Raw genomic sequence first — 20272 nt, 5'->3', positions numbered from 1 at the left:
GGCCTGTCTTCAGTTGTGCTGCAAGTCTAGCCGGTCCCCTCCTGCGCACCGAGACGACGGTGGATCGGTCCGTCAGTGCGCGATGCCGAGCTCGGCCCGCACCTCGTCGCGGAGGCGGCCGAGGTTGTCGGGTTCGGGTGCGGCTCCGAGGAGCGTCTTGGTGTACTCGTGCTGCGGGTTGAGGATGACCTCGTCCGCAGGACCGCGCTCCACGACATCGCCCTTGTAGAGCACCATGATCTCGTCCGAGAAGTGTCGGGCCGTCGCCAGGTCGTGCGTGATGTAGAGCACACCGAGGTTCTCTTCGCGCTGCAGATCCGCGAGCAGGTTCAACACCCCGAGACGGATCGACACATCCAACATCGATACCGGCTCGTCCGCGACGATGAACCGGGCCCCCGGAGCCAGTGCCCGCGCGATCGCGACCCGCTGACGCTGCCCACCGGACAACTCATGCGGGCGACGATCCGCGTAGCTCTCCCCCGGGATGAGACGGACGCGCTCCAGCAGCTCGACTGCGCGCTCGCGCACCTCGCCACGAGACAGCTCCGGGTGGTGCAGACGGATCGGCCGCTCCAGGTGATGCACGATCGTGTGGAAGGGGTTCAGCGACGCGAACGGGTCCTGGAACACCATCTGCACATCCGCCCGGTAGCGCTCCAGGGCGCGACCGCGGGTCCCGGACGGCTTCCCGTCCAGCAGGATCTCCCCGGATGTCGGGGTCTCCAGCTTCATGAGCATGCGCGCGATGGTCGACTTCCCGGATCCCGATTCGCCGACCAGGGCGACCGTCTTGCCCGCCTCGATCGTGAAGGACACGTCTTTCACCGCGTGCAGGACGCTCGACTTGAAGCCGGAGCGCAGGTGGAAGTCCTTCACCAGGTTCCGTGCCTCCAACCGCGCCGGCTCCGACACGCCCGTCCCGGTGGTGGTCGTGGTGTTCGCGCTCATCGGACGCCCTCCTGGCTGACACCGGTGCGGACGAAATCGCCCCGCTCGCCCTTGAGCGAGGGGAAGCTCGACAGCAGTCGCTTCGTGTATTCGTGCTGCGGCGCCCGGTAGATCTCCTCCGCCGTGCCCTCTTCGACGATCTGCCCCTGCAGCATGATCGCGATCCGATCACTGATCTCGATCAGCATGGGCAGGTCGTGGGTGATGAAGATCACCGCGAACCCGAGCTTCTCGCGCAGCCGCATGATCTCGCGGATGATCCCTCGCTGCACGACCACGTCGAGCGCGGTCGTGGGCTCGTCCATGATCATCACCTGCGGATCCAGGGCGAGTGCCATCGCGATCATCATCCGCTGGCGCATCCCACCAGAGAGCTCATGAGGGAAGCTCGTCAGGCGGTTGGGGTCGACACCGACCAGGGTGAGCAGCTCCTCCGCCCGCGCGGTCTTCGCCTTCTTGCTCATGCCGGGACGGTGCGTGTCGAAGATGTCGAAGATCTGCGCCTTGACGGAGATCACCGGGTTCAGCGAGTTCATCGCGCCCTGGAACACCATCGAGATCTTGTCCCATCGGAATGCCCGCAGGCCCTCGCCGTCGAGACCGACGATGTCGATGTCATGACCATCGCGGTCATGGAAGACGATCTCCCCGCCCGTCATCAGCGCAGGCGCCTTCAGGAGTCGGTTCATGCCATAGGCCAGTGTCGTCTTGCCGCAGCCGGACTCCCCGGCGAGACCCAGGATCTCGCCCCGGTTCAGCGTCAGCGATACGTCGCGCACGGCCTTCACCGGCGGGTCGACCTCGTATTCGATCGACACGTTCCGCGCCGTCAGCACCGGCTCGCTCATGCGGTGACCCCCTTGGTCTTCGCGGCCTTGCGCAGCCGGCGCGCGGCATCGGGCGCGTTGCGCAGCTTCGGGTTGATGACCTCGTCGATCGCGAAGTTGATCAGTGCGAGACCGGCGCCGAGGATGGCGATCATGATTCCCGGCGGGACGAACCACCACCACGCTCCGCGTCCGAGAGCCTGACCGGACTGCGCATCGTTGAGGATGGTCCCCCAGGTGATCGAGTCCGTCGGCCCGAGTCCCAGGTACGACAGCCCGGCCTCGCCGAGGATCGCGAAGATCAGGGCGAAGAGGAACTGCGCCGTGAGCAGCGGCAGGAGGTTGGGCATGATCTCGACGAGGATCACACGCAGCGATCGCTCGCCTGCCACCTTCGAGGCGTAGACATAGTCGCGGGTGCGGAGGGAACGGGTCTGCAGGCGCAGGACGTAGGCGGCCCCGGCCCAGGAGGTGATGCCGAGGAAGATCGCGACCAGCTGCCAGGTGCGCTGCGGCACGAAGGAGGCGATCACCATGACCAGCGGCAGGGCGGGGATGACGATCATCACGTTGGTGATGAGGGCGAGTCCGTCTTCGCGCCAGCCGCCGAGGTATCCGGCGAGGACACCGAAGACGAGCGACAGCACGATCGCGATCACGCTGGCGATCAACCCGACCATGAGCGATCCCTGAGCACCGATCGCGAGCTGGGCGAACATGTCGTTGCCGAGCTTGGTGGTGCCCAACCAGTGCTCCGCCGACGGCGGCTGCAGTGCGGGGTTGGCCGTGCTGCGCGGGTTCTGCGTGAAGAACGGCGCGATGATCGCGAACAGCACGATCGCGAGCACGAGGAGCGAGCCGACGATGAACTTCGGCGATGTGCTCGGCAGGATGCGCCGTTTGCGGCCTCGGCTCTGAGTGGCGAGTGAGACGGTGCTGGCCGGCGCCGTCATGGGCGCGTCTTCCACGGTCAGGAGACCGGCGGTGTTCTGCGGATCAGACATTCTGGCGCGCCCTCGGGTCGATGAAGCCATAGACGAGGTCCATGAAGAAGTTGGCGGCGAGCACCGTGATGGTGATCACCAGGAACAGGCCCTGCATGAGTGCATAGTCGTTGTTCGTGACGGCCTGGAACATCAGCTTGCCGATGCCGGGATACGTGAACACCTGCTCCATGACGATGGAGCCGGAGACGACGAAGCCGAGCGTGATCGAGAATCCGGCGATCGACGGGATGGCCGCGTTCCTCGCGGCGTAGGTCGTCATGATGCGGCGATGCCGGAGCCCCTTGGCCTCGGCGGTGAGGACGTAGTCCTCGGCGAGGGTGGCCACCATCATGTTGCGCATGCCGAACAGCCAGCCGCCCACGGAGCTGATCACGATCGTGATCGCCGGGAGGAGCGAGTGCGCGAGCGCGTCGGAGAAGAAGGCCCAGGTGGGCTCCGGCCCGTCGGGGAAGTCGAACACGTCGTAGCCCCCGAAGATCGGGAACCAGCCGAGACCCACCGCGAAGATCGAGACCAGGATCAACGCCAGCCAGAAGTACGGGATGGACTGCAGCACGGTGGTCGCGGGGATGACGTGGTCGACCCAGGTGCCCCGCTTCCATCCGGCCCACGCGCCGAGGGCGACGCCGAGGACGAACGAGATGACCGTCGCCGTGCCGACCAGGACGAGGGTCCAGGGCAGCGCTCCGGCGATGAGCTCGGTCACCGGCGTCGGGTACTTCGTGACCGAGATCCCGAGGTCACCGCGGAACATGCGGCCCCAGTACGCGAGGTACTGGTCCCAGAGCGAGGAGTCGTCGCCACCGAGCAGGAGCTTGATGTTGCGGATCGTCGTCTCGGAGATCTCGCCGCCGGCCCGCTGCATCTTGGCGATCATGATGTCGGCGGGGTTCCCCGGCATGAGACGGGGAAGCAGGAAGTTGAGAGAGATCGCGGCCCACAGCGTGAACGCGTAGAACCCGATTCTTCGTGCATAGAACTTCATGTCACTCTTTCCTGACTTCCTGCTTCCCGTCTCCTCTCGACTACTTGGCCGGCTGCAGCTGCGTCAGGACGTAGCCTGCCGCGATCGCACCCCAGGACGGCGGGAAGGCGTAGAGGTCCTCCTCCGTCGGCCAACCCGTGAAGTCCTTCGTGTTGTAGAACGTCTGGGTCGCGTTGATCACGAGCGGGATGTACGGCAGGTCACGGACGATCTCGGTCTGGATCGTGCCGTAGAGCTCCTTCTTCTCCGCCTCGTCATCGGTGCTGATCGCAGCCTGCACCGCAGCATCGACCGTCGGGTTGTTGTAACGGCTGAAGTTCCAGCGTCCGGCCGGGACCTCGGTGCCGACGGGGCTCGTCGACTGCACAGCGGTGCCGCCGAACCAGTCGCGGTAGATCTGGAACGGGTCTGCCACCGACGTGCCGATCATGCCGCCGACGATGAGCTGGAACTCTCCACCCTGACGGGAGTCGGAGAACTCCTGCCACTGCACGGTCGAGACGTTGATCTTGATGCCGGCTGCGGCCGCCTGCTCGGCGATCAGCTTGGCGGCGTCGTTGTAGTCCGTCCAGCCGTCGACCGAGGTCAGCGTGAGCTCGAGCGGCACGCCGCCCTTCGCGTAGAAGTCGCCGTCCTTCGTGTAGCCGGCGGCCTCGAGGATCGCGTCGGCCTCGGCGACGTTCGCCTCCTGCGGGCTGACCTCGTTGGCGGGGTCCGCGACCCACTTCTCGTCGCGCGGCAGCAGAGCGTACGTGGGCGAGATGTCACCGGTGAGCCCGACGAACGCCTTGTCCTTGATGGTGGCGCGGTCGATCGCCAGGTTGAGGGCCTGACGCACGGCGACGTCGGTCTGGGGACCGGTGCAGCCGAGCTCTGCGTTCGAGCAGGTGTACAGCACGGTCGGGTCCTGCGGCGTGTTGATCCAGTCGATCTTCCCGTTGCCCGTCACGTCGTCGGGGTTCGGGATGAACATACCGGTCCAGTCGAGCTCGCCGGCCGCGAGCAGGTCCTGCGCGGTCTGGTTGTTGTCGACCGCGATGTACTGGACCTTCTTGACCCCGAGCTTGTCGGCGTCGCGGAAGTTCTCGTTCGCGACGATGGTGTACGACTCGCTGGTCGTCTTCTCGACGACGTATGCGCCGGAGCCGACGGGCTCCTCGTTGGTGAAGTTCGCGAAGTCCTTGACGTCCGCCCAGATGTGCTTGGGGAGGATGTAGGTCGAGCCGAGGCGCTGGAACTCGGTCGTGTACTGCGCGGACGAGTACGTCAGCACGACGGTGGTGTCGTCGGTGGCCTCAGCGGAGACCAGGCCGTTGCCCTCGGGATTGTTCGCCTCGTACTTGAACGAGAACGCGACGTCCTCCGCGGTGAGGGGCTCGCCGTCGCTCCACTTGAGGTCGGGCTTGATGGCGATCGTGATCACCGTGCCGTCCTCGTTGTACTCGAAGGTGTCGCCGATCAGGCCGACGGGCTCGGTGTCAGCCGTCTTGTTGTAGAAGAACAACGGCTCGTAGATGGGGCCGAGCGCGCCGTGGAGCACGGTCGGGGCGAACGGGTTGTAGTTCGCGGCGATCGGCGTCTGGCTGCCGGCCCAGACGCGAAGGGCGCGGTCGCTGTCGGCGTTGTCGTCGCCGCCGCCGCCGGTGCCGCAGGCGGTCAGGCCCATGGCGAGGACGGATGCTCCGGCGATCGCGGTGAGCGCGATTCTGCGCTTTCCGTTTCGGATCATTTCTCTTGTTTCCTCTCGGTGCTGCACTGCAGGAGGGATCGCTCCGGATGGAGCGGAACCCCGACTGTGGGGTTCGTGGGCCCGGGGAGGTGCGGATCGCCTCTTCCCGGAGGGGGTTTGTTAGGACAGTAACCTAACAAACCCACCTGCGGGTAGACAACCCTCCCGGAGCGCCCCAGATAACGTTTCGGACTCAACGATGAGATCCGTCATATGCGCGCACTAAGGGTCTCCATGACACTAAGATCGATCACGGAGGTTAAGGTGTCTATGACTCGAAGCGGAGAGATCCGAGTGGCCGTCTCGACGGTCATCCTCACGCTGCGTCGCACCGAAGACGCACGTGCGGTCCTCGCGCTGCCCCTCGTCCTGCGCACCCGTGAGCCGTTCGCCGACCAGTGGGCACTTCCCGGTGGCTGGCTCACGGCGACCGAGTCTCCTGTCGACGCCGCTGCGCGCACGCTCGCCGAGACGACCGGACTCGCCCCCAGCTACCTGGAGCAGCTCTACGCCTTCGGCGCCGTCGACCGCTCCCCCACCCGGGTCGTCTCGATCGTCTACTGGGCGCTTCTGCGTCAGGATGACGTGACCGCACAGATAGCCGCCCATCGAGCATCCGGCCGCGCCCCCGAGAACGTGCGCTGGTTCGACATCGATCAGCTGCCGCAGCTGGCCTTCGACCACGCGAAGATCGTCGAGTACGCCCTGTGGCGCCTGCGCAACAAGGTCGGCTACAGCCGGGTCGCGCGAGGCTTCCTGCCCGCCGAGTTCACCCTGGCCGAACTGCGTGAGGCGTATGAGTCGATCCTCGGCAAGAGCCTCGACCCCGCCAACTTCCGCCGCCAGGTGGAATCCGCGGGCAACCTGCTCCCCACCGACCACTTCCGCACGGGTAACCACCGTCCTGCACGTCTGTACCGCGACAACACCGATGTCGAGCTGGCCGACCGCGGCCCCCTCGGACCCGAAGAAACGAGCACCCGATGAGCATCACCTTCGTCCCCGCTCCCACCGTCCCGCCGCTGGATGCCTCGGTGGACCACGCGATCCAGGCGATCGTCGCCGGCGCGTCCACCGACCCGACCTGCGCCACCGACCTGGCTGCCGGCCCTTGGGACTTCGACTCCCGCCCCGGATACGGCCCCGGCTCCTCGATGGGCGACGTGATCCCCACGGGATCCCCCCGTCAGGGTGAGCTCCCCGTCGCATATCGAGAGGCGTCCGAGGACGAGCTCGACGCGCGCATCCGCGCAGCGAAGGCCACACTCGGCGACCGCGTCGTGATCCTGGGCCACTTCTACCAGCGGGAAGAGGTCGTCCGGCACGCGGACTACGTCGGAGACTCCTTCCAGCTCGCGACGGCCGCCAAGGGCAGGGCCGATGCCGAGGCGATCGTGTTCTGCGGCGTGCACTTCATGGCCGAGACCGCCGATCTGCTCTCGCAGCCCGAGCAGGCCGTGATCCTGCCGAACCTCGCAGCCGGATGCTCGATGGCCGACATGGCCGACATCGACCAGGTCGAGGAGTGCTGGGAGCAGCTCGCCGACGTCCTCGGCGACCTCGACACCCCCGACGCGGACGGCCGCGTGCCCGTGATCCCCGTCACGTACATGAACTCCTCGGCGGCGATCAAAGGCTTCGTCGGACGCCACGGCGGGATCGTGTGCACCTCGTCCAACGCCCAGACCGTGCTCGAGTGGGCGTTCGAGCGCGGGCGGCGCGTGCTGTTCTTCCCCGATCAGCATCTGGGGCGCAACACCGCCAAGGCGATGGGCGTGCCGCTCGAGCAGATGCCGATGTGGAACCCGCGGCGAGCGCTCGGCGGCTCTTCGGCTGCTGAGCTGGTCGATTCCCGGGTGATCCTGTGGCACGGCTTCTGCTCCGTGCACCGCCGCTTCACCGTCGGGCAGATCGATCAGGCGCGTGCCGACCACCCCGGGGTGCGGGTCATCGTGCACCCGGAGTGCCCGATGGAGGTCGTCGATGCGGCGGACGAAGCCGGCTCGACCGAATACATCCGTCGCGCGATCGACTCCGCGACCGAACCGACGACGTTCGCCATCGGGACCGAGATCAACCTCGTGCGCCGACTCGCAGCCCAGTACCCGCAGCACGAGATCTTCTGCCTGGACCCGGTCGTGTGCCCCTGCTCCACGATGTACCGCATCCACCCGGGCTACCTGGCCTGGGTGCTCGAGGAGCTCGTCGCCGGTCGCACGCCGAACCGGATCACGGTCGCCGGCGACGTCGCCGATCCCGCCCGCCTGGCACTGGAGCGGATGCTCGCCGCGAAGCCCCCGGTGAGTGCGGCCACACGATGAACATCCTGGTCGTCGGTTCGGGCATCGCCGGTCTCACGGCGGCGCTCCATGCGGACGAAGCCGGGCACGCGGTGACGCTCGTCACCAAGGGAGCGCTCGGCGACGGATCCACCGGGCTCGCTCAGGGCGGCGTCGCGGGCATCTACGGACCCGACGACTCTGCACAGCAGCACGCCGCCGACACGATGGGCGCCGGTGCCGGACTCTCGGATCCCGCGGCGGTCGACGTGCTGGTGGCCGAAGGTGCGGAGCGGATCGCGGAGCTGATCGCCCGCGGCGTCGGGTTCGATCGGACGGCCGAGGGGGCGCTGCAGCTCGGACGCGAGGCGGCTCACCGCCACGCACGCATCGTGCACGCAGGCGGGGACGCCACCGGTGCAGCGATCTCGACGGTGTTGATCGCTGCGGTGCGGGGCACGGCGATCACCGTGATCGAGCATGCTCTGCTCACCGAACTGGTCGTGGCCGAGGGCGCGGTGCGCGGCATACGCCTGCTGCGGGGCACGGAGAACGACGAGCTCCACGCCGACGCGGTGATCCTCGCGACGGGCGGCGCGGGCCATCTCTACGCACACACGACCAATCCTGCCGGCACGACGGGCGACGGCATCGCCGCGGCCTTGCGCGCGGGAGCGGCCGTGGCCGACTTGGAGTTCGTGCAGTTCCATCCGACGATCCTCGCGTCGGGTCCGGCGTTCCTCATCTCGGAAGCCGTGCGCGGTGAGGGTGCGACGCTGCTCGACGACTCCGGTCGACGCTTCACCTTCGACAGTCATCCCGACGGCGAACTCGCCCCTCGCGATGTCGTCTCCCGGGCAATCGCCCGGCAGGCGTCCGCGCAGGGACGGCCGGTGGGGTTGGACGCCAGGATGCTCGGCGCCGAAACCCTGGCCGCGCGCTTCCCGACCATCGATCGGGTGACGCGGGAGCGTGGATTCGACTGGTCGCGCGAACCGATCCCGGTCACACCGGCGGCGCACTACCTCATGGGTGGCATCGTCACCGACCTCGACGGACGCACCACGATCCCGGGGCTCTTCGCCGTCGGCGAGGTCGCCCGCACCGGCGTGCACGGGGCGAACCGCCTGGCCTCCAACTCGCTGCTCGAAGGAGCCGTCTTCGGCGCGAGAGCCGCAGCAGCCCTGACGCTGCCCTGGCGCCTCGCGCCGGCACCCACACGCGCTGCCACCGAGCGGCATCGGGTGGAGGACCGCGGGCCGGTTGCCCCCACTTTCAGCCGTGCGGCACTGCAGCAGCTGATGTGGGACGAAGTCGGGCTGCTCCGCACCGACGACGGCCTCGCACATGCGCTGGCCACCGTGCGCAAATGGGCCGCATCCGCATCGAAGCCGACGACGACCACCGCGCACGAGGACGCGAACCTGCTGCTCCTCGCCGAAGCCACTGCCGCAGCAGCCTCAGACCGCACCGTCTCGGTCGGCGCCCACCACAGGGTCGATGCCGGAGCTCCCGCAGATGCCGCCCCGCCCCGAACCCGCTCGTCGATCCTGGAGACCGTCTGATGCTCACCCGTTCCACCCTCACCCGCGTCGTCGGAGCAGCCCTCGAGGAGGACGCCCCGTGGGGGGACCTCACCAGCATGACGCTGCTCCCCGCCGAAGCGACGGCCACCGCCGACCTCGTCGCCCGCGAGGCGGGAGTCTTCAGCGGCGGCGAGGTCTTCACCGCCGCGTTCGCGCTCACCGATCCGACTCTGACCGTCGACCTGCACGTCGGCGACGGCGATGAGTTCACCGCGGGCGACGTGCTCGCCTCGGTCTCCGGGTCGGCGCGCAGCATCCTCACGGCGGAGCGTGTCGCGCTCAACTTCACCCAGCGGATGAGCGGCATCGCGACGCTCACGGCAGCCTATGTCGCGGCTGTCGACGGCACACGCGCACGCATCGCCGACACCCGCAAGACGACGCCGGGCCTGCGTGCGTTCGAGCGGCACGCCGTCCTCTCCGGCGGGGGCAGCAACCACCGATACTCGCTGTCCGATGCCGTGATGGCCAAGGACAACCATCTCGCGGTGCTCACCCGCTCCGGCCTCGACCTCGCGTCGGCGCTGCGCGACGCCCTGTCGCGCTTGCCCCACACCACTCACGTCGTGGTCGAGGTCGACCGTCTCGACCAGATCCCCGCCGTCCTCGACGGTGGCGCGCACACCGTGCTGCTCGACAACTTCTCGTTCGACGACCTGCGCGAAGGCGTCGCCCTGATCGGCGACCGCGCCACGGTCGAAGCCTCGGGAGGTGTGAACCTGGACACCGTCGGAGAAATCGCGCGCACCGGTGTGGACGTGATCTCGGTGGGCGCGCTGACCCACTCGGCACGCGCGCTCGACCTCGGCCTGGACCTGCGGATCGACTGAACAGCGTGCTCTACCTCGACCATGCCGCGACATCTCCGGTGCGACCGGAGGCGCTCGAGGCGATGCACCCGTATCTGACGGACGTGTTCGGCAACCCGTCCAGCCACCACACCGCGGGAGAGGCTGCGGCGAGCGCTCTCGACGATGCCCGCGCGCGAGTTGCGCGTGTTCTGGGGATGCGTGCCGGTGACGTCGTGTTCACCGCAGGCGGTACCGAGGCGAACAACCTCGCAGTCAAGGGCATCGTCGAGAGCGCTCTCGAGGCCGGGCGACGACACCTGGTGGTCTCCCCCATCGAGCACGAGTCGATCCTGGAGTCGGCCGAGTACCTCAGACGCTTCCACTCCGTCGACGTGACACTGCTGCCGGTCGATGCCGGCGGGCGGATCACTCCGGATGCCGTCGCCGCGGCGGTCCGCCCCGACACCGCACTGGTCTCGGTGGGGCACGCGAACAACGAGATCGGGACCGTGCAGGATGCGGCGGCGCTGTCGGCGGTCACCCGCGCCGCCCGCGTGCCGCTGCACCTCGACGCCGTGCAGTCGGCCGGGTGGCTTCCCCTGCACGAGCTCGGCGCCGACGCCGTGTCGATCGCCGGGCACAAGCTCGGCGCCCCCAAGGGGATCGGCGCTCTGGCCGTGCGGGGGCGCGTCCCTATCGAACCTCTGCTGCACGGTGGCGGCCAGGAACGAGGGAGACGCTCGGGAACCGAGAACGTCGCCGGGGCCGTGGGGCTCGCGACCGCGCTGGAACTCGCGGAACAGGAGCGGGCGACCGTGGCTGCGCGGGTCGGTTCTGCCACTGCACGGTTCATCTCCCACGTGCTGAACAACGTCCCGAAGGCCGCACTCACCGGCGACCCCGAGCGCCGTCTGCCGGGGACGGCGAGCTTCACGTTCGCCGGCACCAGCGGAGAAGCGGTGCTGCTGGAGCTGGAGCGTCGCGGTGTCATCTCGTCGAGCGGCTCGGCGTGCGCCGCCGGGAGCAATGAGCCTTCGCACGTGCTCCTCGCGTGCGGCGTACCCGCCGAGGTGGCCCAGACATCCGTCCGGTTCACCTTCGGTCGGGGGGAGCTGCCTGACGACGCACCCGAGCGCCTGGCTGCCGTCGTCGCAGAGTCCGTGCGCGCGGCGCGGGGCTGATGTACGGCCATAGACTCGGCTGGTGACCGCCGCCGCCCCGATCGTGACCGTGATCGTCCCCGGACGCGACATCGCCGCCTTCGCCCCCGCCGCACTCGACTCGCTGCGCTCCCAGACCGAGTCGCGATGGCGCGCCATCCTCGTCGACGACGGTTCGACCGACGACACGGGCGCGATCTTCACCGCGGCGGCCGACGACGACGATCGATTCACGACCATCCGTCACCCGGCATCCCGCGGGCTCGGTGCCGCGCGCAACATCGGCCTCGATCTCGTCGATACCCCTTACCTGGGTTTCCTCGACGGTGACGACGAGCTTCTCCCCCACGCGCTCGCCCGGATGACGGGCACTCTCGCTGAGACCGGAAGCGACTTCGTCGCCGGTGCCTACGTGCGCTCCCGTGCGCAGGGAGCGGCATACGTCGCCGGGCGCGTGCAGCCCTGGGTCGCGGCGGCGACCTCGCCGGAGCGCCTCGGCACGACTCTTGCGGCGCACCCTCGGGCGGTGTCGAACATCGTCGCCTGGTCCAAGGTGAGTCGCACCGAGTTCTGGCAGGACCTCCGCTTCCCCGAAGGGGTCGCGTACGAGGACCAGGTGGTCGCCCAGATCATGTACACCCGGGCGCGGGCCTTCGACGTGATCCCCGACGTCGTCGTGCAGTGGCGGCTCCGCGCCGACGGCACCTCGATCACGCAGGGCAAGGCGCAGCTGCCCGTGCTGAGGGACTACCTCGCGGCGCTGCGCGGCGGCATCCGGATTCTGCACGACGCGGGCGCCCGGGACTCGGTCATCGCCCGACTCGAACTCATACTCGCCATGGACATGCCGTCCCTGCTCGACATCGCGAGCAGCCACGCCAACCCGGCATACACCGCCGAGGTCGATGCGTTCATCGCAGAGCTGCGAGCGATGTCCGAGTTCACCGACGCCACCCCCGACCCCACCCTCGCCGCCGCACTCTCGTGGTGACACCGCAATCTGGACCAACCAGACCGCTGGACGAACGACACGGATGACCGCATGAACGACTACCTCTCCTCCCTCTTCTCGCTCGAAGGCCGCACCGCGGTCGTCACCGGCGGCAGCTCCGGTATCGGCCGGGGCATCGCCACGGCACTCGCCCGGTCCGGTGCCGCGACCGTGGTGGTCGCGCGCGGCGAGGCCCGAATCGAGGAGACCGTCGAGGAGCTCCGCGCGCACGGGTGCCGCGTCGCCGGAGTGGTCGGCGACCTCAGTACGCGGTCGGGCATCCGTGCCCTCGCGGAGGCCGCTGTAGAGCCGTTCGGTGAGCCCGACATCCTCGTCAACTCCGCGGGCATCAACATCCGTCCGCCGTTTGCGGAGATCACGGAGGACGACTGGGACGCGACGATGACGGTCAACGCCCTCGCGCCGTTCCTCCTCGGTCAGCGGTATGCGCCGGGCATGGCGGAGCGCGGCTACGGCAGGCTGATCCACATCAGCTCCCAGCAGGCTCACCGTGCCTTCGTCGGCAGCGGCGTCTACGGCGCCTCGAAGGGCGCGGTGGAGTCGCTGATGCGCTCCGAGGCAGAAGCATGGGGAGGGACCGGAGTGACCAGCAACACGCTGGTACCGGGTTTCGTCCTGACACCGTTGAACGCCCGTCTGCAGCAGGACCCGGCAAAGATCGCCGAGTTGGCCGCCCGCACGATGATCGGCCGCAACGGGCTCCCGAGCGACTTCGCAGGCGCGGCCGTCTTCCTCGCCGGAGCCGGTTCGGGCTATGTCACCGGCCACTCCCTGTTCGTCGACGGCGGGCTGTCCGTGCACTGACTCCCGGAGCGGTTCAGGGTTCGGGCGGGTAGACCCGTTCATCGGGGCGCGGCTCGGCGAGCAGAGGAACGGCAGCGGTGATCGCCGCGACGGCATCGGCACCGGCGGAGTCCGCGGGAGCGCGGTCCGCGCGGCGTTCGGTGAGCGCCGCACCGACTCCCCCGGTCACCGCCTCCTCGACCGCAGCCTCGGTGTCGAGCACGCGCGATGCCGCGACCTGCTGAGCGGCGAGCTCCGCATACAGACCTCCCCGCGCGAGCAGCTCGGAGTGGGTTCCCGATTCGACGATGCGTCCGGCCTCGAGCACGTGAATCATGTCCGCACCCATCACCGTGGACAGGCGGTGCGCGATCGACAGCGTGGTGCGCCCCTTCGCCGCCTCGTCGAGCGCCTCTTGCACGACTCGCTCCGACACGGTGTCGAGCGCAGAGGTCGCCTCGTCGAGGAGCAGCACCGGCGGATCCTTCAGCAGCACGCGCGCGATCGCGATGCGCTGCTTCTCCCCGCCCGAGAGCCGGTACCCGCGCTCGCCGACGACGGTGTCGTACCCCTGCTCGAACCCGGCGATGATGTGGTGGATGTTGGCCGCGGTGCACGCGGCGATCAGTTCCTGCTCCGTCGCATCCGGCTTGGCATAGCGGAGGTTCTCACGGATAGTCGCGTGGAACAGGTAGGTCTCCTGCGACACGATGCCCACGTTGTCGATGATCGACTCCTGGGTGAGTGTGCGCACGTCGGCGCCCGCGAAGAGCACGGCGCCGCCCTTCGCCTCGTACAGCCGCGGCGCGAGGTAGAGGATCGTCGTCTTGCCCGCACCGGAGGGACCGACGAACGCCACGTGCTGCCCGGGCTCGGCGACGAACGAGACACCGTCCAGCGTCGGTCGGGCATCAGCGGAGGCGTCCGGGTAGCGGAAGACCACATCGGTGAACTCGAGCCTCCCCTTGGGCCCCGGTGCCTCGTCGACGGTGATCGCATCCGGAGCATCCTGGATCTCGGGCACGAGGTCGAGGTACTCGAAGATGCGCGCGAACAACGCCGAAGACGTCTGCAGATCGAGCGAGACCCGCATGAGGCCCATCAGCGGCATGAGGAGCCGCGCCTGCACGGTGGTGAACGCGACGACCGTCCCCGCCGTGATCGCCCCGGTGCCGCCGGCGATCAGATAGCCCGAGACGAGGTAGATGACCGCCGGCACGCTGGCCATGAGCACCTGCACGACCGCGAAGAAGCCCTGGCCGCTCATAGCTCGGCGCACCTGCAGGACGACCTGATTGCGGTTCTCGGCCTGATAGCGCTCCGACTCCGTGCGCTGGCGGTTGAACGCCTTGGAGAGCAGCATGCCCGAGACGCTGAGCGTCTCCTGCGTGATCGAGGTCAACTCCGACAGCGATTCCTGCGTCTCCCCCGCGATCCGCGCTCGCACCTGGCCCACCTTGCGCTGGACGAAGATGAGGAACGGCATCATGATCACGGCGATGAGCGTGAGACGCCAGTCGATCAGGATCATCGCGACGAGCGAGGCGATCACCGTCACGACGTTGCCCAGGATGCTGGTGACGGTGTTGGTCAGCACACCGGAGACGCCGCCGACGTCGTTCTGCAGTCGTGACTGGATCACCCCCGTCTTCGTGCGCGTGAAGAATCCGAGTTCCATGGCCTGGAGGTGCTCGAAGAGCTTGACCCGCAAGTCGCCGGTGACACTGTTGCCGACGGTGGAGGTGAGCCACGTCTGCGCGACCCCGAGGACGGCGGAGAGCAGGAAGAGCCCCACCATCGCGGCGACGAGCCAGGCCAGCAGCTCGAGGTGCGGTCCGCCGCCGGCGACCGGGAACAGGGCGTCGTCGAAGATGCGCTGCACGATCAGCGGCGGGATGACGGCGATGGCCGCACCGACGATCACGAGGATCCCGGTGAGGAAGATGCGCGCGCGGTAGGCGCGGAACAGCGAGACCACCCGCGAGCCGAGGCCGCTGATCCGCGGCGCTTCGGCGTTCATGCGCCGCTGAGCGTCTTCATCCACCCCGCGGAAGCTCGCGCCTCCCCCTCGTCCACCGCCCATGCTCATGGCGCCAGCGTACTCAGGCCCGGCGACGTCGAGGGCCGGCACATCCGCCCACAGCGGATTTCTGTGAGTTCGGAATGAAATGTCCGCGCCCGCCGTTACGCTGAAGGACTCTTGCGAACTCTCGCGATATCTCCGTTTCTTCTTCGCCCAGGAGGCCGCCCATGTCTGCCGTCGATACCGGCTCCATCTCGACGACCCCCGCACCGGCAGCGGGTGAGATCTCGCGCAAGGACATGCGCGTTATCTGGCTGCTGCTCGTCGCCGCGTTCGTCGCCATCCTCAACGAGACCACGATGGGGATCGCGATCCCGCATCTGAACGCCGATCTCGGCATCCCGCCCGAACTCGGCCAGTGGCTCACCAGCGCCTTCATGCTGACCATGGCCGTGGTCATCCCGACCACCGGGTTCATCCTGCAGCGGTTCACCACGCGTCAGGTCTTCATCGCCGCGATGATCGCCTTCTCGCTCGGCACGCTCGTCGCGCTGGTCGCCCCCGGCTTCTCGGTGCTGCTCGTCGGGCGCGTCATCCAGGCCGCGGGTACCGGCATCATGATGCCGCTGCTGATGACGACGATCATGAACGTCGTACCGCCTCAGTCCCGCGGTCGCATGATGGGCCGCGTCGGCCTGGTCATCTCGCTCGCCCCGGCCATCGGCCCCACCATCGCCGGCGCCGTCCTCGAGACGCTCAACTGGCGCGCGCTCTTCGCGATCATCCTTCCGATCGCACTCATCGCGCTCTTCATGGGCGTGAAGTGGATGACGAACCTCGGCGAGACCCGCGTCGTCCCGCTCGATGTGCTCTCCATCCCGCTCGCGGCGCTCGGCTTCGGCGGCATCGTGTTCGGCCTCAGCCAGTTCGGTGGCGAAGGCGGGTCGGGCGAGACCACGGGCATCATCGCCCTGGTCGTCGGCGCGGTGTCGCTGGCGCTGTTCGTGTGGCGTCAGCTCATCCTGCAGCGCGTCGACGACGCACTGCTCGACCTGCGCGTCTTCCGCTCGAGCAACTTCACGTTCTCGGTGATCATCATGACGATCCTGGCGCTGTCGATGTTCGGAACGCTGACGCTGCTGCCGCAGTACCTGCAGAACGTCGCGGGCCTGAACGCCCTCGAGTCCGGTCTGATCCTGCTCCCCGGCTCGGTGCTGATGGGTCTGCTGGGTCCGGTCATGGGTCGCGTGTACGACGCACGCGGCACGCGGCCGCTGCTGATCCCGGGCACGATCCTCGTGTCGGCGGCGCTGTTCTTCTACTCGACGGTCGGAGAGCACACCGTGTGGTGGGTGCTCATCATCGTGCAGGCGGCCATGTCCGTCGGGCTCGCGATGTCGTTCACGCCGCTGTTCTCCGCCTCGCTCGGCTCGCTGCAGCGGTCGCTGTACTCGCACGGTTCCGCTGTGCTGAACACGCTCCAGCAGGTCGGCGGCGCGGCGGGTGTCGCTCTGCTCACCGTCACCTACTCGGCGATCCTGCATGCCGGCGAGGGCGATGGACTGTCACGAGCGGCGGCCGGCGCTCCGGGTGCCCGAATGGCGTTCCTCATCGCCGCGATCATCTCTCTCGCAGCGGTGGCGCTCAGCCCGTTCGTCCGCAAGCCCGCCGACGATGCCGGCGAGGGATTCCACGGCGGCCACTGAACTTCAGCGTCCGCGCGCGACGGCGTCTGCTGCTTACTCGGCCTTCGGGGCGGGGAAGTGGCAGACGCCGTTGCTGCAGTAACCGGCGGCGTCGCCTTCGAGCAGGTCCAGGGCACCCGGAAGCGGCTGCAGCCCGATGGGGGCCTCCTGCTGCACAGTGTCCTCCGGCGATTTCTTCATCCCTCGATCGTACGCCTGCTCCGAGGTAGTGGCGCCGGACCCGCGCGCAGGCTGCGGACAGCGGGACGACAGCCGTTCTCCCCTACGGTTGATCCATGCTCAAACGACTCCTCGCCCGCATGTTCTGGGCGTTCAGCAGATGGACGCTCGTGAGCGAGGCAGCGCCCACGCGCCCGACCGTGCTCGTCGGCGCCCCGCACACCAGCAACTGGGACTTCGTCCTGATGCTCGCGATCGCCTGGCGCCTCGGCATCGACGTGCACTGGCTCGGGAAGAAGAGCCTCTTCCGCGGGTGGCGAGGTCCGCTCATGCGCGGACTCGGCGGGATCCCTGTGGATCGGGCGGATCCGGCGCGCGTGGTCAAGGATGTCGTCGGCCAGGTGCACGCCGGAACCGTTTTCGGTCTGGTGGTCACCCCGGACGGGACCCGTGGCGGCAACGAGTACTGGAAGTCGGGCTTCTACCGCATCGCCCGGGAGACGGGGATGCCGGTCACGCTCGGCTTCGTCGATCGCACGACGATGACGACGGGTCTCGGCCCCACCATCGACCTGACCGGGGACGTCGCCGCCGACATGGACCGGATCCGCGCGTTCTATGCCGACAAGGCGGGGGCGCGACCCGAGCGTCGCACCGAGCCGCGGCTTCGCGAGGAACAGCCCACCCGGAATCCCGACGCCTCCGAGTGAGCCTCCGCGGCCCGGGCTCTGGGACGTGTCGTCAGTCCGACGCCGTCTCGGCGTGCGCGCGGGCGTAATCAAGATCTTCATCGGTCAGGCTCTCCACCATCCCGACGACCGCTCCGGTGATCACCCGGATCTCCTCCCGGACGTCCTCGTCGAGGTGCGGCGAGTCGCCGTCGAGCACGGAGCGACGTGATTCCTCCGAGAGTTCGGACCACCAGTCGCTGATCGGAGGGAGCGTCATGATGCCTTCTTTCGATCCATCGGGACAAGAGTCTGGACTTCGTGCGAGAGTCGGCACGACACTGAGATCATGACATCGGATCCTCCACGCGGCGACCACGAACTCGATGACCGCAGGGACGGACGAGACGAGACGGCGAACGAACGCGCGGATCGCAACTGGGAAGAGCTACTACAGGAACTCCGCGTGATGCAGACCGGGACCCAGATCCTCACCGGCTTCCTTCTCGCGGTGGCCTTCCAGCCGCGATTCACGGACATGGACGAGTTCCAGCGCGATCTCTACGTCGTGCTCGTCGCTCTGGCCGCCGTCGCGACGATCCTCGCGCTGGCTCCCGTGGGGATGCACCGCGCTCTGTTCGGCCACCGTCGCAAGCCCGACCTCGTGCGGATCGCCGCCCGCATCGTCCGGCTCGATCTGATCGTGATCGGCGCGCTGACGATCGGGGTCACGATGCTGATCGTCGACTTCACGGTGAACCGCACGGCCGGCCTCGTCGCGCTGGTGTCGGCGCTCGTGCTGGTCGTGGCGCTGTGGATCGCGTTGCCGCGCATCATGCGCGGTCGCCCCCGCACCCCCGGAGCCGGGCCGAACTGAACCGGGCCCGGGGAGCAGGGAGTCTCAGCGACCGGCCGGGCTGCGGTTCTCGGCGCTGACCATCCAGGCGAACTGCTCGAGGCGTTCGATGATCGCGTGCAGAAGGTCCGCCGAGGTCGGATCCTCCTCGTCGACGGCGTCGTGGACGTCTCGCACTGTGCCGACCGCTGCTTCCAGACGTTCCGTCACCAGATCGATGGTCTCGGTCGTCGACACCTCGCCCGCGGGGAACTCGGGCAACGACGTCGCCTTGGCGATGGTCGCGCTGCGCCCGTCGGGCACCGCATGCAGTGCGCGCATCCGCTCCGCGATCGTGTCGCTGAACGCCCGTGCATCGTCGATGATCTCGTCGAGCTGACGGTGCGTGTCGCGGAAGTTGCGCCCCACGACGTTCCAGTGCGCCTGCTTGCCCTGGATGGCGAGTTCGAGCAGGTCGACGAGCACGCGCTGCAGATTGCCCGCGAGCGTGGGCGAGGCGGTGAAGCCCTTCTCCGCGTTCTGCTGGCGAGTGGTCTTCACGGCCCCCTTCGTCGAGGTACCGGTCTTCTTCGTCTTGCTTTCAGCCATTTCGTTGACCTCCTGCCGGCGAGGATAACGAAGGTCTGCGGCCGGGTCCGAGGGGGTTGACACCGGAAGCCCCGAGCCCGAGTGTGGCGACCGGACCTGAACACCCGACTCAACCTGAACACCCGACTCAAGGAGAGGCCCCGCATCGTGACAGAGCAGAACGGCGAGAAGGATCGGGAGATCGTCATCTCCCCCATCGGCGAGGCGGACGCCGGCGAGGTGCTGACCGTGCAGCGCGCAGCCTTCGTGTCGGAGGCGGCGATCTACGGCAGCGTCGACATGCCTCCCCTGACGCAGACGCTCGCTGAGCTCGAGGCGGAGCTTCGTTCGGAGTCCGGCTTGACGGCACGTATCGACGGACGCCTCGTGGGCGCGATCCGATTCGTGGAGAAAGACGGGATGCTCCTGATCGGGCGGATCGCGATCGCCCCAGACATGCAGGGCGAGGGAGTGGGGCGGATGCTGCTCGAGCACGCGGAGAGCGCATCCACGGCGGAGGTCGCCGAACTCTTCACCGGCAGCCTGAGTGAGGCGAACATCCGCCTGTACGAGCGGTGCGGATACGTGGAGCACGAGCGGATCCCGGATGGCGACGGCACGGAACAGATCTTCCTTCGCAAGAACCTGTGAGGAGGGTAAGAGCCTCCTCCGAATCGGCGCAAGGGGGTTGAGGTCGTCCTGCGGGTTCGGCATCGTTGCCCGGACATGTCGCGACCGTGGCATGCCCCGAACGGAAGGAGAGTCTCGTGCTCACCCTCACCGACAACGCCTCCGCCATCGTGACGACTCTGGTGAGTCGTCAGACCGACGCCCCGGATGCCGGACTGCGCATCCACTCGTCCGAACCTCAGAATGCGGAGGGCGGCGCGCGTCTCGCCGTGCTCGTCGCCGCAGATCCGGAGCCGCAGGATCAGGTGGTCGAAGTCGCCGGCACCCGGCTCTTCCTCGACGAGTCCGCCGTCGCCGCACTCGATGACAAGATCCTCGACGCGGGCGTGGACGACGAGGGCTCCGTGTCGTTCGCGGTGCTCCCTCAGGTCGCCTGACCAAAGGATTCCGGATGCCGCGGCCGCTTCGGTCGCGGCATCCGTCGCGTCACGGCAGCATTCGTCCTCACGATTTCATCTCGACGACACCGCGCTCCACGGGGGAACGCGAACGC

At 68.2% G+C, this 20272-nt stretch carries 21 protein-coding genes; 12 read left to right on the top strand and 9 right to left on the bottom strand.

Translation table 11 applies throughout. The features are described 5' to 3' along the window. Window positions 1–72: 72 nt before the first annotated feature. Genes ACFC14_RS11685 through ACFC14_RS11665 form a run of 5 tightly spaced genes read right to left on the bottom strand, consistent with a single transcriptional unit; the run spans window position 73 to window position 5499 of the window. Window positions 73–951, bottom strand: coding sequence for an ABC transporter ATP-binding protein (locus ACFC14_RS11685; protein ID WP_376104492.1), 879 nt, complete (start codon window positions 949–951; stop codon window positions 73–75). Then, window positions 948–1799 carry an ABC transporter ATP-binding protein gene (locus tag ACFC14_RS11680; protein ID WP_376104489.1) on the bottom strand — a complete coding sequence of 284 codons (852 nt, stop codon included), beginning with the start codon at window positions 1797–1799 and terminating at the stop codon, window positions 948–950. Before ACFC14_RS11680 ends, ACFC14_RS11685 begins: the two co-directional genes overlap by 4 nt. Then, window positions 1796–2782 (bottom strand): ABC transporter permease, encoded by a 987-nt coding sequence (locus ACFC14_RS11675; RefSeq protein ID WP_376104486.1) that lies wholly within the window; start codon window positions 2780–2782, stop codon window positions 1796–1798. Before ACFC14_RS11675 ends, ACFC14_RS11680 begins: the two co-directional genes overlap by 4 nt. Further along, a complete protein-coding gene (locus ACFC14_RS11670) occupies window positions 2775–3770 on the bottom strand; it encodes an ABC transporter permease (protein WP_376104483.1) in 996 nt (331 codons plus the stop codon). The genes ACFC14_RS11675 and ACFC14_RS11670 overlap by 8 nt, the downstream gene beginning before the upstream one ends. Window positions 3771–3810: 40 nt before the next feature. Further along, window positions 3811–5499 (bottom strand): ABC transporter substrate-binding protein, encoded by a 1689-nt coding sequence (locus ACFC14_RS11665; RefSeq protein WP_376104480.1) that lies wholly within the window; start codon window positions 5497–5499, stop codon window positions 3811–3813. A 270-nt stretch (window positions 5500–5769) separates the two neighbouring features. Here ACFC14_RS11665 and ACFC14_RS11660 point away from each other — a divergent pair, with 270 nt between their 5' ends. Genes ACFC14_RS11660 through ACFC14_RS11630 form a run of 7 tightly spaced genes read left to right on the top strand, consistent with a single transcriptional unit; the run spans window position 5770 to window position 13131 of the window. Then, a complete protein-coding gene (locus ACFC14_RS11660; protein WP_376104477.1) occupies window positions 5770–6486 on the top strand; it encodes an NUDIX domain-containing protein in 717 nt (238 codons plus the stop codon). Then, window positions 6483–7820 carry a quinolinate synthase NadA gene (nadA, locus tag ACFC14_RS11655; RefSeq protein ID WP_376104474.1) on the top strand — a complete coding sequence of 446 codons (1338 nt, stop codon included), beginning with the start codon at window positions 6483–6485 and terminating at the stop codon, window positions 7818–7820. Before ACFC14_RS11660 ends, nadA begins: the two co-directional genes overlap by 4 nt. Further along, window positions 7817–9343 carry an L-aspartate oxidase gene (gene nadB / locus ACFC14_RS11650; protein ID WP_376104472.1) on the top strand — a complete coding sequence of 509 codons (1527 nt, stop codon included), beginning with the start codon at window positions 7817–7819 and terminating at the stop codon, window positions 9341–9343. The genes nadA and nadB overlap by 4 nt, the downstream gene beginning before the upstream one ends. Next, complete coding sequence (nadC, locus tag ACFC14_RS11645; RefSeq protein ID WP_376104469.1) at window positions 9343–10194, top strand: carboxylating nicotinate-nucleotide diphosphorylase; 852 nt, start codon at window positions 9343–9345, stop codon at window positions 10192–10194. Before nadB ends, nadC begins: the two co-directional genes overlap by 1 nt. Window positions 10195–10199: 5 nt before the next feature. Beyond that, the gene (locus tag ACFC14_RS11640; protein WP_376104466.1) at window positions 10200–11336 is read left to right on the top strand and encodes a cysteine desulfurase family protein; all 1137 of its coding nucleotides are present in this window, start codon (window positions 10200–10202) and stop codon (window positions 11334–11336) included. Window positions 11337–11358: 22 nt separating this feature from the next. Next, window positions 11359–12306 carry a glycosyltransferase family 2 protein gene (locus tag ACFC14_RS11635; protein WP_376104463.1) on the top strand — a complete coding sequence of 316 codons (948 nt, stop codon included), beginning with the start codon at window positions 11359–11361 and terminating at the stop codon, window positions 12304–12306. 51 nt (window positions 12307–12357) lie between these two features. Further along, window positions 12358–13131, top strand: coding sequence for an SDR family NAD(P)-dependent oxidoreductase (locus tag ACFC14_RS11630; protein ID WP_376104460.1), 774 nt, complete (start codon window positions 12358–12360; stop codon window positions 13129–13131). A 13-nt stretch (window positions 13132–13144) separates the two neighbouring features. Here the strand turns inward: ACFC14_RS11630 and ACFC14_RS11625 are convergent, their stop codons facing one another. Beyond that, window positions 13145–15193 carry an ABC transporter ATP-binding protein gene (locus ACFC14_RS11625; RefSeq protein ID WP_376107180.1) on the bottom strand — a complete coding sequence of 683 codons (2049 nt, stop codon included), beginning with the start codon at window positions 15191–15193 and terminating at the stop codon, window positions 13145–13147. Between the two features lie 167 nt (window positions 15194–15360). Here ACFC14_RS11625 and ACFC14_RS11620 point away from each other — a divergent pair, with 167 nt between their 5' ends. Then, a complete protein-coding gene (locus tag ACFC14_RS11620) occupies window positions 15361–16839 on the top strand; it encodes an MDR family MFS transporter (RefSeq protein WP_376104457.1) in 1479 nt (492 codons plus the stop codon). 33 nt (window positions 16840–16872) lie between these two features. On the opposite strand, the gene ACFC14_RS11615 is transcribed toward ACFC14_RS11620, so the two are convergent. Then, on the bottom strand, window positions 16873–17019 hold the full coding sequence (locus tag ACFC14_RS11615) for a hypothetical protein (protein ID WP_376104454.1): 147 nt from the start codon (window positions 17017–17019) through the stop codon (window positions 16873–16875). Window positions 17020–17114: 95 nt separating this feature from the next. Between ACFC14_RS11615 and ACFC14_RS11610 the strand changes: the two genes are divergently transcribed. Next, window positions 17115–17708 (top strand): 1-acyl-sn-glycerol-3-phosphate acyltransferase, encoded by a 594-nt coding sequence (locus tag ACFC14_RS11610; RefSeq protein ID WP_376104452.1) that lies wholly within the window; start codon window positions 17115–17117, stop codon window positions 17706–17708. A gap of 31 nt (window positions 17709–17739) precedes the next feature. On the opposite strand, the gene ACFC14_RS11605 is transcribed toward ACFC14_RS11610, so the two are convergent. Beyond that, window positions 17740–17946: a hypothetical protein gene (locus ACFC14_RS11605; protein ID WP_376104449.1), complete on the bottom strand. Its 207-nt coding sequence runs from the start codon at window positions 17944–17946 to the stop codon at window positions 17740–17742. A 69-nt stretch (window positions 17947–18015) separates the two neighbouring features. Here ACFC14_RS11605 and ACFC14_RS11600 point away from each other — a divergent pair, with 69 nt between their 5' ends. Further along, window positions 18016–18543 (top strand): DUF6328 family protein, encoded by a 528-nt coding sequence (locus tag ACFC14_RS11600; RefSeq protein ID WP_376104447.1) that lies wholly within the window; start codon window positions 18016–18018, stop codon window positions 18541–18543. A 24-nt stretch (window positions 18544–18567) separates the two neighbouring features. Here the strand turns inward: ACFC14_RS11600 and ACFC14_RS11595 are convergent, their stop codons facing one another. Next, entirely contained in the window at window positions 18568–19110 is a 543-nt protein-coding gene (locus ACFC14_RS11595; protein ID WP_136043542.1) for a Dps family protein, read from the bottom strand. 147 nt (window positions 19111–19257) lie between these two features. On the opposite strand from ACFC14_RS11595, the gene ACFC14_RS11590 reads away from it, so the two are divergent. Next, entirely contained in the window at window positions 19258–19740 is a 483-nt protein-coding gene (locus ACFC14_RS11590) for a GNAT family N-acetyltransferase (RefSeq protein WP_376104444.1), read from the top strand. A gap of 116 nt (window positions 19741–19856) precedes the next feature. After that, a complete protein-coding gene (locus ACFC14_RS11585) occupies window positions 19857–20156 on the top strand; it encodes a Fe-S cluster assembly protein HesB (protein ID WP_376104441.1) in 300 nt (99 codons plus the stop codon). Window positions 20157–20272 lie beyond the last annotated feature (116 nt).

The organism is Microbacterium sp. NPDC055988 (genome assembly GCF_042269505.1).
In the GTDB taxonomy this organism is placed as follows: Bacteria; Actinomycetota; Actinomycetes; order Actinomycetales; family Microbacteriaceae; genus Microbacterium.
This window is presented reverse-complemented; position numbering and strand designations above follow the sequence as displayed.

Bases quoted from the DNA above. Each gene is read 5' to 3' on its own strand.
- ACFC14_RS11670 (WP_376104483.1), bottom strand. From the start codon at position 3,770: ATGAAGTTCTATGCACGAAGAATCGGGTTCTACGCGTTCACGCTGTGG.
- nadC (WP_376104469.1), top strand. From the start codon at position 9,343: ATGCTCACCCGTTCCACCCTCACCCGCGTCGTCGGAGCAGCCCTCGAG.
- ACFC14_RS11610 (WP_376104452.1), top strand. From the start codon at position 17,115: ATGCTCAAACGACTCCTCGCCCGCATGTTCTGGGCGTTCAGCAGATGG.
- ACFC14_RS11675 (WP_376104486.1), bottom strand. From the start codon at position 2,782: ATGTCTGATCCGCAGAACACCGCCGGTCTCCTGACCGTGGAAGACGCG.
- ACFC14_RS11660 (WP_376104477.1), top strand. From the start codon at position 5,770: ATGACTCGAAGCGGAGAGATCCGAGTGGCCGTCTCGACGGTCATCCTC.
- ACFC14_RS11600 (WP_376104447.1), top strand. From the start codon at position 18,016: ATGACATCGGATCCTCCACGCGGCGACCACGAACTCGATGACCGCAGG.
- ACFC14_RS11685 (WP_376104492.1), bottom strand. From the start codon at position 951: ATGAGCGCGAACACCACGACCACCACCGGGACGGGCGTGTCGGAGCCG.
- ACFC14_RS11625 (WP_376107180.1), bottom strand. From the start codon at position 15,193: ATGGGCGGTGGACGAGGGGGAGGCGCGAGCTTCCGCGGGGTGGATGAA.
- ACFC14_RS11595 (WP_136043542.1), bottom strand. From the start codon at position 19,110: ATGGCTGAAAGCAAGACGAAGAAGACCGGTACCTCGACGAAGGGGGCC.
- nadA (WP_376104474.1), top strand. From the start codon at position 6,483: ATGAGCATCACCTTCGTCCCCGCTCCCACCGTCCCGCCGCTGGATGCC.
- nadB (WP_376104472.1), top strand. From the start codon at position 7,817: ATGAACATCCTGGTCGTCGGTTCGGGCATCGCCGGTCTCACGGCGGCG.
- ACFC14_RS11615 (WP_376104454.1), bottom strand. From the start codon at position 17,019: ATGAAGAAATCGCCGGAGGACACTGTGCAGCAGGAGGCCCCCATCGGG.
- ACFC14_RS11605 (WP_376104449.1), bottom strand. From the start codon at position 17,946: ATGACGCTCCCTCCGATCAGCGACTGGTGGTCCGAACTCTCGGAGGAA.
- ACFC14_RS11680 (WP_376104489.1), bottom strand. From the start codon at position 1,799: ATGAGCGAGCCGGTGCTGACGGCGCGGAACGTGTCGATCGAATACGAG.
- ACFC14_RS11620 (WP_376104457.1), top strand. From the start codon at position 15,361: ATGTCTGCCGTCGATACCGGCTCCATCTCGACGACCCCCGCACCGGCA.
- ACFC14_RS11665 (WP_376104480.1), bottom strand. From the start codon at position 5,499: ATGATCCGAAACGGAAAGCGCAGAATCGCGCTCACCGCGATCGCCGGA.
- ACFC14_RS11630 (WP_376104460.1), top strand. From the start codon at position 12,358: ATGAACGACTACCTCTCCTCCCTCTTCTCGCTCGAAGGCCGCACCGCG.